Here is a 12,279-nt window from a genome sequence, read left to right as displayed (position 1 = left end):
GGGAATTTTTTCTGTACGCCAAGTCGATCAGGTAGAGAATTTTCTATTCTTTTCGGTCTGTTTCACACTTTCAAGCTGTTTGCGAGTATGACAGTATATAAACAGGACCGGTTCACCGGAAACGGCCTGCCAGCGTTGACTTTTCCCGGGAAGTGAAGTTTTGATGCGAAACTGGAAATTACGTAGTGGTCTCTGTTTGTGGGGCTGCCTGGTTACTTTTATGGTAACAATTCAGGCAGAGGAACTACCCGTCGATCCGAAAAAGGCTCAGGAAACAACCCGGTTACAACTCAAATTGAACCAGCTGATCGAGCAACTCACGGAGCAAATCAGCCAGCAGCCCGCAGAGACAACCCTCTATTCCCGACGCGGTGATGCCCATTTCTTCAACGGAGATTTCAAGGCAGCAGTCGCCGATTACAACAAAATGGTCGAATTGAACCCCGCCATCTCCGCCTCTCACTGGAGACGGGGAATCGCCTGTTACTATGCAAAGCAGTATACGGAAGCCGCGAAACAGTTTGAAAATTATCACTCATTTGACAACGTTGATCGCGAGAATGGCATCTGGCGGTTCTTTTCTCAATACAAGGCCAAAGGTGCCACTGCGGCGCAACAGGGCCTGCTCAAATATGAAAAAGATGACCGGGAACCCTTTCCCGATCTGTATCGGATGTTTCAGGGCCAGACGACGCCCGAAACCGTCTTGAAAAATATAGAGACGGCGGAGATCGATGCGCAAGAACGCAGCAAACGTTATTTTTATGCGTATCTCTATATCGGCTTAAATGAATCGCTGCTCGGTCATCATGATCAGGCTCGGTTGTATCTCAAAAAGTCTGTTGAGAATGACTGGGGCCCGGCTGCCGGTTTTGGCCCCAATTATATGTGGCATACCGGACGGCTCGAGTTACAATTGCTGTCAGAACAAAACCGGAAATAAGTCCAGAAGAGTCAGCTCTGTCTGTTGTCTTAACCAGAGTGATTCAACGCCAGAATTGCAAAGTACTTGAAGGGATCCCGTCGCGATGAAATGGAACCTGTCTACCCGCTGTCTGAATCTTTCTCTGGCGATTTTGATTGTCCTGTTGCTGCATTCCGATGTTTGTCTGGCGCAAGATGTCAAGCCGGAAACTCCGTCTGCCGAGACGCTGGAAAAACGAAAACAAGCATTGGCCCATGCCCAGCAGGGGCAGGCATTGCTCAAGCAGAAAGACTGGAAAAGTGCGATTACCGAATTCGAAAAATCAATAGAATTGCAGCCGGAAAACAGCATGCTGCATTACCTGCTGAGCGTCGCCTTTCTGGAGGATTCCCAGGCCAGCAGGAGTTGGATTGAGATCCGCAAAGCGGTGCTGCTCGATGCCGAAAACAAACGGGCCGCTCAGGACTTCCTCAAATTCTGGAGCTTTTTCGATCGCAAGGGAATTCTGAATGTGGGGACACCCGAAGTGGAAGTGCTCAAACTTCTCGGGAAACCTGACAGCCAGCGCGAGAAAAAGGACGAAACCCAGTTGGTTTATGGTTTCATGTGGCTCAACTTTCGCAATGCCAGCCTGTACGCCGTGATTGATACACGGAAATTATCGGCGAAAGATATGGTCGCAGAGAAGTCAATGAAATTTCACCTGGGAGATCCCTGGCGAGAGGGGTATCGCATGATGAATTCAACGAATGCATTGACCGAATTTGTAATTCCCCCTGAAACGGTCCAGAACTATCAGCAACTGTTCTCCACGCAACGACTGTTCAAACTCGGCGAGCAGTTATCAGCCAGGGATTTCATGAACCGGATGAAGTCCCTGGTTGAAAAGTCTTACCAGTTGGAAGAGTGGAATGTGATAGAGGATGGCGAGGATGATATCCTGTATGAATGGCGGGTCGCAAAAGGTGACAAAACGCCCGCACAACATGAAATCAGCAGAGTCGTGCGCGGCAGCCGTGACATGCACCGACTGGCATATGTCATTCGAAAGCAGCCGCTCAAATCAGCCGATCGTGAGCAGTGGATCAACAGGTTGAAGTCAGCGCAACTTATTTTGGCTCATCCTGAAACTGCAAAACTGACGGCTACTCAGAAACAGGAACTGGCAGATCAGCTCAAACAGAAATCGAGAGAAATTATCGAGAAGCAATTGCAGTATATCCTTGACGGGGATGTGGCGGCGATGAAGCCTTATTTTACGGAACGGGTCAGAAAGTTCATCACAAAAGCATCACTCAAACAGGCTACTGAACAGGCTGAATCCGCCAAACCAGATGAACTTGTCCACGACATCGAAATTCTGGAAATCGACGGATCGCTGCAGGCAAAAATCAAAATGAAAAACGGTCGCACTCTGACAACCCTGCTTCCCGTCAACGGAAGATGGGAGGCTGACACAATCTGGTTTGAGTGAAATTTACTGTCGATCGTAAAGTCCCTAAGTTTACTAAGTTGTGCCGAACGGTGAATCGCTACCAGAGATGGTGTTCGTAATTTCATTTGTTGATCGCTGGTAACCACGTTTTTCGCCCTAAAATTATTGATTAATTTTTTAATCAGAATCCTCTCGGCCCTGCCTCTCAAGGGCTCGCTTAAAAAATCTATAAATCCTTGAATCATATGTGCTTGCGCTTTGTTAAGGACGGCGTGATTTGAGTTCTTCCCCTCTGCGTTTTCTAACCGTACTTGCGATTAGCATATTTCGTCTCAACTTCACAATGCGATTATTCCGAAAGATCAGAATAACCGCTTGTACCCGGATAATCGGAATAGCTTTACAGCCGACCGGGGATGAGTGGCAGAATGGACCGGGTTTCACCCGCCCGTTCGCTTCGACCGGTTTTGCACACTAAAGGATCAGATATCCTGAGAGTGGCAGATCGGAAGAGGATAAGGAACGAAGTTGATCGTCTGAAATCGTAAGAGACGAGTTATACATCGACGTTGGAGCATTCGATGAAGAAATTAAGTGTCAGCCTGGCCTGCTTCTTTTTAGCCTCTCAGTACGTACTGGTGTCTGCTTTTGCAGATCCAGCCCCCGCTGAAGGTAATCAAACAGAGGGACATGCGACGATTGGTGAGCCAGCAGGTTCTGCTATCGTGGGGAACGTTTCTTCCGGTGTGTTCAGGCATGATTTTATTCCTGCGAACACAGTCCAGAGAAATGATGTTCCCGGTTTTACTAACATGAAGGATGTCAGTTACCAGGACGAATTACAGGGGTATGCTCCTTACAGATATCCTGATCCCCGCACCATGGAAGTGAATGAATTCGTCGATAACGGGACCGGCTATCAGCCTGTGGACGTCGATGAGTTCCATCCCCTCTTCCGCCTGGATAAAGGCATTGGTGGTGGTATCGGTTACGACGATGGTTATTCAAACCTGGGCGTCTTAATGCCTTTCACGATCAATCCTGAGCAGAGCATGCTCTTCCTTGATCTGCGGGCCATGGTGACAGACCAGGGTGCCGGCGGTGTCAACCTGGGTGCTGGCTGGCGTGCTTACAACGACAATCTGGATAAAATCTTCACGGTCGCCGGCTGGTATGACTATGATGACGGGCACTATCAGGATTACCATCAGCTTGGTCTGAGTGGTGAAGTCATCGGCCAGTATCTGACAACACGCGTGAACGGTTATTTTCCCATCAATAATAACGAGATCATCATCTCGAACAATCTGTCAGGCAGTGCCTACTTCCAGACAGATCGAATTTATCTGAATCGCACACGACGTTCTGAATCGTCATACGGCGGTGTCGATGCCGAAGTCGGCGGTCCGCTGCCAGTCCTCGGGAAATTCGGCATTGATGGCTATGTCGGCGGTTACTATTACAACTCAGATCACGACAAAAGCGCCGCAGGTGCCAAGTTCCGTGCAGAAGCCAATATTAATGACTGGTGGCAGATGAGCGTCAGCTATGCCAAGGATTCCGTATTCGGTTCCAACGCATGGATGAATGTGACGCTCTCCATTCCAGAAGGTCGTTCCGACAAGTGGATGCGGCCAAAAACTCTGCAGCAACGTATGTATCAGCCTATGAATCGTAATTACCGCGTCGTGGCAAACGTGAAACAGACAACGACCAATGAACTGGCGATCAATCCTGATGATGGCCTGCCATACACCGTAGCACACATCGACCCGGATTTCGGTGCCGCCGGCGATGGTACTTATGAAACACCATACGGTTCAGTGGCCGCCTACAACGCGTCACCGCCTACTGCAGCAACAGATATCATCTTCGTGCAGGACGGTAACGAACTGAACCTGAATGGTCAGATTACTCTGCTGGACAACGGCGGGGGAATCGGTGGAACTACCGGTCAGCGTCTGTTGAGTGAAGCAGTCGTGCACAGCTTCAATACACTCGACAACGATGGAAATGTCGTCAGTATCACTCTGCCAGGTTACAATCCTGCTGCCAGTCTTCCCACACTTACCAACCTGAGTGGGGCTGGTGGATCAGCGGGCGCAGTGGTCGTCGGACAGGGAGGCGCCTGGGAAGTATCCGGTTTCAACATCAGCGGTGTGCGAACGGGTGGTTTACCGCATAACTACGGTATCTATTCAGCGGGAACACGTGGTTTTGATATCAACCGCAATACCTTCGTGCTGTATAACCGCGGTGTGGATGTTGTCAATACGGCCAGTGAAACCGGTGTACTCTCCAGTAACACCTTCACAGGTGACGGTGCCAATTCCTTACACGGTGCCCGCATCACACAAACAGCAGGGACCATGGAACTGGCATTCCATGACAATACGGCCACGAATAATCTGGGAGTTGTTCCGCCAGGAACAGGAACCGGGTTCGAAATCATTGCAAATGGCGGAAGCTCGATTGATGGCGTAGGGACTGCCGCCGATGGAGTGACCACCCTGGGTATCACCGGTAATACTGCGACCAGCAACGGTACCGGCATGATCATGACTGCCGATGGCGGGGCGACAATCAACACTGATTTTGCCCGAAACACCTTCAGTAACAATACGAACGCCACCACAAGTGGTTTAGTAGTCAATTCCAATGCAAGTACCGTTACATTTAACAGCTTTGATACAGTCACAGCCAGTAACAATGCCGGAAATGGTATTGCCTTCAATACCACTGCAGGTGGTACGTTGTCTGCTTTATCAGATGGCGGAGACAACCTGGGAATGACAAACATCAACGCCAGCAACAACGGTGTTGACGGCTTTGTCGCCACATCGGATGGAGCTGGATCTGCCATCAATCTGAATATCGGTAATGCCAACTCAACCACCAACGTCTTCAGCAGTAACACCCAGAACGGTATCAGCCTGAATACAACAAACGATGGTGCCATCGGCGGGAGTATCATCAATAACTCCGCGACCGGCAATACGCAGGATGGTCTGGCATTTACTTTGACCACCGGTTCGATTGACCTGACCGGCTTTGGTTCACCTTCCATCGGCAGCAATAACTTCACCGGCAACACCCGACACGGGATGAGCATTGTGAACAACACCGGCGGTGTCTTCACGACCTCGCTGATCTCTGAGAATGACTTCAGCAATAATACCGAAGCCGGGATGTTTATCGGGGGAGCCGCCCTGGGCGGAACCGATACTGCCGTCAATACGCTGGGTACCATTGATTCAAACAACTTCAATCGTACTACGACTGGAACGGCTGGTATCCTGTTTGGTTCCAGCGATGTCCGCACGACGGCATCCATCTACAGAAATACCTTTATCGGTCGCGCTCCGGATTTACCAGATGATGACGGTGCCAGCTTTGGTGTCGGTGGTACCGTCGATGGTACAACGACTGTCGGAGGTAATGGCGGTGTGACCCTGTCGTTTGGAGACCTGGCAGCCATTGATAACTCTCTGACCAATACGTTCCAGGACAACGGCGATGCCCATATCGGACTGCTGTTAATCGGGAACACAACCAACCGGGTTGACATTGATCAGCACAACTTTAATACCACTTATGACACCACTTTAAACAGTGAGTTTACCGGCGAGGGTGTCGGATTTATCGTGCGGGATACTGCCACCTTAACGAACAGCACCATTCAACGCAGCATCATCCAGAACAGTGCTGCATCCGGTCTGTTGATGACCGTCACCGGGAATAATCTGGGTGACTTCGGTACCATCAACAACATCACAATCGGTGGCAGCACATCTGACTACGGAAACCTGTTTACAACCAATGCAGGCCACGGTATTGAGATGGCGCGGACCTCTGATGCTGTGATGACCAATATCAATATCAGGTACAATACATCCACAGCAAACACATTGAATGGTATCGATCTGACCGCCTCTGCAGCGAATAAGACCGACACCTATACCGTTAATAACAACACCGTTACAAACAATGGTCAGTCGGGGATTGATCTCCGGGTCGAAGCGGATGCTATTCTGTCTGCCAACATGGACAGCAATACGATCACGGGTAACACTCTGCATGGTATTATGACAACAGAGCTTACCAATTCCGTATTTGACACACGTGGAATAACCGGAGCCTGGACCCGCAACTACATTGCTGAAAACGGCGGAGACGGTATCCACCTCGAAGCGGCTACCGACTCACTCGTCATCGGGGATGCGGCAGATTCTTCGCTGGGTAACGTGATTGTGGACAACGGTGTAGACGGTATCGCTGTTGAAGATGCCGGAACACTTACAATCGCCCGCAACTACATCGCAGAGAACACGGTCGCCGGTATCGATCTGGACCTGCTGGGTTATAATAACACGACGATCGCGAACAACGATATCACCCGGAACGGGGGAGACGGTATCGAATTCATGAATGTCCTGTCAGGTACTTTTGACCTGAATATTGATGGTAACATCATCGACTTCAACGGCGGGCGTGGCTTCGATGTTCTGGCCCGACCTGGTTTAGGTGGCTCAGCTTCGACCATCAACATCGACTTTAACAATAACATCGTGAATGAAAACCGCCTCGAAGGGGTGTATGTGGTCTACACGGCATCGCTCACACAGAATCAGACGGATCCTTCTACCACGACCCTGGCTTCGGACGGAAGTCTCTTCCAGGATGTCTATCTGAGAATGGATATGGATAATAACCAGATCATCGACAACGGTCGCGACAGTGGCTTTGGTACCACTGGTCTGGTCGTCCGCGTCGGTACGACTCGTTCCTTCACCGGAACTGGTGGTTCGCAATACGGCGGGGGCTTTGCCAGCGATGGTGCGGGTAACTTTGTTACATCAGGTGTGATCATGTCTGTCACAAATACCACCTTGACGGGTAACCTGGGTGATGATGTCTACTTTGAATCATTTACCTCTACGGTTGATCCCGCTGCAACAGCCGGAACCTGGGGAGCGACGACAGATCCGACCGTCATCAATACTTTCCAGTCAGATGCGCTCGCTCGACTGGACCTGTTGTGGGATAATAACACGATCATCTCATCCGATACAACAAATGTCGGTGCCTTCTATGCTAATGCTGATACCTTCAAATCTCGTTTGAATACGACCAGTGTTCCGTTCGACGGGCCATTTACTTCGACAACACGTCGTCGTAATGCTCAACGTCTGGCTGCCCGTATTCCAAACCTGAACGATCCGGGGGCAGGAAACTTCCTCTACTCCGGTACTGGAGCCAGCACCTTCCGTGTTGACAGCTCGGGAGACACTTCGATCTTCACACTGGACGGGAATCCTTACACGACTACCGGCGACGCCAATGGTATCTACTATCCCGGTATCATTGTCGGCGAACTGCCTTACGGCTGGGGACAGTACTAAGATCACAACCTCTGGTCTAATCTGAGTATCAGTGAAAACAAAAACACCATCCTGAGGAATCGGGATGGTGTTTTTTTATGGTGTCAGATTAAATCATCTGATGATTAAGCGGGTGACAGGAACTGCTCGATGCGATCCAGGCCGGCTTCCAGTGTTTTCAGATCCGTCGCAAACGACAGGCGGACATAACCGGGTGCGCCAAAGGCATCGCCGGTTACCAGCGCCACGTGTGCTTCTTCCAGTAACGCGGTACAGAACTCGCTGGAGTCGGTGACGACTTTGCCGCCTCCCAGTGGTTTGTTGAAGTGGGCACTCACATTGAAGAAGGCGTAAAACGCACCCCCTGGTTCGGCGAAGCTGATGTCCGGGAATTTACGCAGGCGTTCGAGGACATAAGCCCGGCGTTCTTTGAACGCGGTCAACATGTCGGCGACGCTTTCCTGGGGACCGCTCAACGCGGCAATCGTCGCGGCCTGGCTGATACTGCAGGGATTGGAGGTTTCCTGGCTCTGCAGCTTGGTCATCGCGGCGGTGAGTTCGGGGCTCGACAGTGTCCAGCCGATACGCCAGCCAGTCATCGCGTAAGCTTTGCTGACGCCACTGACAATAATGGTTCGTTCTGCGACTTCCGGACCGAAGGAAGCGAAGCTGCGGAATTCAGAACCTTCGTAGATCAGTTTTTCATAGATCTCGTCTGAGAGCACCGCCACATCTTTTTCCACGGCGACTTTCGCCAGTGCTTCCAGTGTTTCCACCGGGTAGGCGGCTCCGGTCGGGTTGCAGGGATTGTTGAGCATCATCAGTTTGGTTTTGGGAGTGATGGCGGCAGCGAACTGTTCCGCGTTCATGCAGAAACCGCTCTCTTCTGATGTTTCCACCATCACGGGAGTCGCACCGGTCAGTTCGACCAGGGCACTATAGCTGACCCAGTAGGGAGTCGGGATGATGACTTCATCCCCGGGGCCACACAAGGCGGTCAGCACATTATGAATCGAATGCTTGGCACCATTAGAAACGACCACCTGATTTGGTTGATAGCTCAAACCATAATCGCGCTGGTAAGCATCGCAGATTGCCTGTTTGACTTCGAGAGTACCCGCTGCCGGGGTGTAATGCGTCTGGCCGGCGTCCATGGCGTCTTTTGCCGCCTGGCAGATATGAGCGGGGGTGGTGAAGTCTGGCTCTCCCAGGGTGAACTCATACACTTTGACGCCGGTACTTTTCAATTCCTTGGCTTTTGCTGCAGCGGCAATGGTCGCGGATGGCTTGAGTTTCTGAACAGTAGCTGAGAGCTGCATCGACATAATGGTGATCTTTGTTCTCTGAATGAATAAAAGTAGATGGATCTGAAAACCGATATCAGATCTCGAAAGTTCCCCCACGCAGACACGCGGGAAGCAAAGATGTTCGTAAACATCTGATTCTTTTCACCTGTGAGGACAGCGTCAAGTCTCGGGTGGCATAGTTTGCAAATCGAACAGGAATCCGGCCTGAAATCGGGTCAGGCAGAACAGGGCAGCGTCAATCTGGGGTGGGGCCGCCCGTGTTCAGCGAGAAGCCGGCAGTTCGCTCTCGGCGTTCTTACCCACTTCGTGAGCTGACATGTTCACCTGAATCAGGGATGTCTGCTTGAACTCGGTGCGAGGCCGGGTTCCCCCCTTTGTTTCGCGGGTAATCACAACCGACCATTTGGCGATGCCGAACGGAATTTCGGAAGTACGCCAGATTTTCCCTTCGTTTTTTGAGCGGGTTGTGGTGCTTTCACTGATGAAGGTCCCCTGGTACTCCCGCGCGGAGACAGTTGCAGCCGGTGTTTCCACGCTGCCAGGCTCTCCGACAGAATCCCATTGGGTATAGTGTTCCAGCATCGTGATCATGGGGTAGAAACGCAGTACATTGGTTTTGAGTGGTTCGACAGGTCGGTCACCGGTTTTGCGATAGCCGCGGACGATCGGCAGAAATGTAATGGGCAGTTCATTTTTGCCAATCGTTTCTTTGATGTCACCGCTGATCGCTTTTTCAGGAACCAGCACTTTATAAATGCGCGGGCCGGAAACCCCGGGAGCCACACCCGATTCCGTTGATTTTCCGGTGATGCATTTAAATTCCAGCCAGCGACAGGCGGTCTGTGCGCCTTCGTATTCTGCCATCTCAGAGCCTACAGAACTGATGACCAGATGTCGCGTCCACTGCAGTTTGATGTTCAAATCGTTCGATTCCGGCCCTGGCATCTCTTTTTCATAGGTCCCTTCAAAGCGGACCCAGGAGCCATCAGCGGGCAGTTCCCAGATCAGTCCCTGTGCAGAAAGAGAACTCGAGAGTGAAACAACGCAGATCAGTGACAGCAGAAAAGTACGTACGGACATGTTTGTAAAACCACAGTGAGTACAGGGAACGGAGCAGTGACCAGAGATCACGCGAGAAACCAGCGGTTCCAGTGTGACAAATCAAGCATCCTCTGACAACACTTTTTGGTTTTTCCCGCAGGAATTTTCTGAAGCAATCACATTTCAGTGCGTATAACGGGAGCATCAGTCAACTCTTTCTTGACCGTAGCCTGTTGTTCCACTTAGACTGCTTATAGCGGTTAATCCGAATTTAACGTTTTCCAGAGTGATCTCTCCTGCTGCATCACAACGATTCTGGTTCTGCAAACAATACATACGTCCCTGTTCTGGAGATTTCTGATGTCGATGCCTGTTCATAAAAGTCGCTGGTTCCTCGTGGCATTGCTTCTTGGCTGTGCGCTGATTCTCACTCAAAATTCTGTTTCTGCTGCAGAAGAAGAGGAAGCCAAGCCGACCCGTGAAAACTGGGCCCATATGGTCATCAAAGGGTCCTATCCCGAAGGACCGCAGATGCCCGGCCTGTTTGGCGATGTCACCGAGTCACTCTCCAAAGTCGTTTCCCGGCTGGAAAAGGCGTCGGAAGATAAATCGCTGACCGGCGTTGTACTGCATTTCAAAGGCACCGAACTTGGTTGGGCCAAGCTGAACGAACTGCGACAGGCGATTCAGAAAGTCCGCAAGAGCGACAAGAAGGTCTTTGCCTGGATTGAAACGGGCATGACCAAAGATTACCTGATCGCGTCTGCCTGTGATCAGATCGTGATGCCCGAGTCGGCTTCACTGATCCTGCTGGGACTGCGTGCGGAAGTCAGTTTCTATAAGAACCTGTTCGACATCCTCGATATCAAACCGGATATCCTGCGGGTCGGAAAATACAAGTCGGCTGCCGAACCCTATACACGTACCGAAATGAGCGAAGCCTTTCGCGAAGAAATGGAAGCACTGCTCGATAATTACTTCGGACAGATCACCGGTATGATTTCCGCATCCCGGGGGTTATCCGCTGAAAAAGTCGAGGCGGCCATCAACGGCGGTCCATATATGGCTGCCGAAGCAAAGAAACTCGGACTGATTGATCACATTGCCTATGAAGATCAACTCCCCAAACTGCTCACGGGAGAGGACAGTAAAAACGAAGTCAAGCTGATCAAAAAATATGCGAAAAAACGGGCCGACACCGATTTCTCAGGCATCGCGGGACTGATCAAACTGATGGACCTGCTGGCCGGCATCGATTCCTCACAGCGCATCGGCTCCGGACCGCGGATCGCCGTCATCTATGCCACGGGGGCCATCATGTCCGGTTCCTCTGCACAGGGAAGTCTGCTGGGAGGCAACGTTCTGGGCTCGGATACCTTTATCAAAGCCGTTCATAAAGCAGCCGACGATGACCAGGTCAAAGCGATCGTGGTCCGCGTCGACAGCCCGGGAGGCAGCGCCCTGGCCAGCGATCTGATGTGGCGGGCACTCGAAGAAGCCGGCAAACCGATCGTCGTCAGCATGGGTGATGTCGCCGCCAGCGGAGGCTACTACATCTCCATGGGCGCAGAACGCATCTTTGCCGAACCGGGGACCCTGACGGGGTCGATTGGCGTTGTTGGCGGCAAACTGGCGATTGAAGGTCTCTATAAGAAAATCGGGATTACGACCAGCGTCATTTCACGTGGCAGCAACAGTGGAACCTTCAGCCCGCTGAATGGTTTTACGGAATCGGAACGCGTCGCCGTCACGGGCATGCTGAACGCGATCTACAAACAGTTTACCGAAAAAGCCGCCGCTGGTCGCAAAATGGATTACAACAAACTGGAAGCCCTCGCACGAGGTCGGGTCTATACTGGAGAGATGGCGCTGAAACTCGGCCTGGTAGACCAGTTGGGAACACTCGATGAAGCCATCGATCATGCCCGCAAACTGGGGAAAATCAAAGAAGGCGAGAAGTTCGAAAAACTGATTCTCCCCCGACCGACCAGTCCGTTCGAGCAGATTTTCGGCCCTGTGGACGGCGATACGCAACAACATCAGCAGATCTCCCGCATGCTGGATTCCCTGGCTCCGGGGTTGTCTGAACAATTGAAAAAAATGGACCTGATCAATTTACTGGCACGGGAAAAGTCACTCACAATTATGCCTTTCGAGATTCGCGTCCAGTAATGATTCTGGTTATGCTGA

6 protein-coding genes are annotated in these 12,279 nt (G+C 51.3%); 4 read left to right on the top strand and 2 right to left on the bottom strand.

Annotation, left to right across the window (positions count from 1 at the left end; translation table 11 throughout):
* The first annotated feature begins 163 nt into the window (after positions 1 to 163).
* From GmarT_RS22640 to GmarT_RS22630, 3 genes are all read left to right on the top strand, one after another.
* Entirely contained in the window at positions 164 to 943 is a 780-nt protein-coding gene (locus GmarT_RS22640) for a hypothetical protein (protein WP_230682435.1), read from the top strand.
* 85 nt (positions 944 to 1,028) lie between these two features.
* Positions 1,029 to 2,399, top strand: coding sequence for a tetratricopeptide repeat protein (locus tag GmarT_RS22635; protein WP_002646997.1), 1,371 nt, complete (start codon positions 1,029 to 1,031; stop codon positions 2,397 to 2,399).
* A gap of 542 nt (positions 2,400 to 2,941) precedes the next feature.
* Positions 2,942 to 7,762: a right-handed parallel beta-helix repeat-containing protein gene (locus GmarT_RS22630; protein WP_002646998.1), complete on the top strand. Its 4,821-nt coding sequence runs from the start codon at positions 2,942 to 2,944 to the stop codon at positions 7,760 to 7,762.
* A 104-nt stretch (positions 7,763 to 7,866) separates the two neighbouring features.
* Here the strand turns inward: GmarT_RS22630 and GmarT_RS22625 are convergent, their stop codons facing one another.
* Positions 7,867 to 9,066 (bottom strand): pyridoxal phosphate-dependent aminotransferase, encoded by a 1,200-nt coding sequence (locus GmarT_RS22625; RefSeq protein WP_002646999.1) that lies wholly within the window; start codon positions 9,064 to 9,066, stop codon positions 7,867 to 7,869.
* Positions 9,067 to 9,309: 243 nt separating this feature from the next.
* The gene (locus tag GmarT_RS22620; protein WP_002647000.1) at positions 9,310 to 10,128 is read right to left on the bottom strand and encodes a hypothetical protein; all 819 of its coding nucleotides are present in this window, start codon (positions 10,126 to 10,128) and stop codon (positions 9,310 to 9,312) included.
* A gap of 321 nt (positions 10,129 to 10,449) precedes the next feature.
* Between GmarT_RS22620 and sppA the strand changes: the two genes are divergently transcribed.
* Positions 10,450 to 12,261, top strand: coding sequence for a signal peptide peptidase SppA (gene sppA / locus GmarT_RS22615; protein ID WP_002647001.1), 1,812 nt, complete (start codon positions 10,450 to 10,452; stop codon positions 12,259 to 12,261).
* The last annotated feature ends 18 nt before the right edge of the window (positions 12,262 to 12,279 follow it).

This window comes from Gimesia maris (genome assembly GCF_008298035.1).
Lineage (GTDB): Bacteria > Planctomycetota > Planctomycetia > Planctomycetales > Planctomycetaceae > Gimesia > Gimesia maris.
This window is presented reverse-complemented; position numbering and strand designations above follow the sequence as displayed.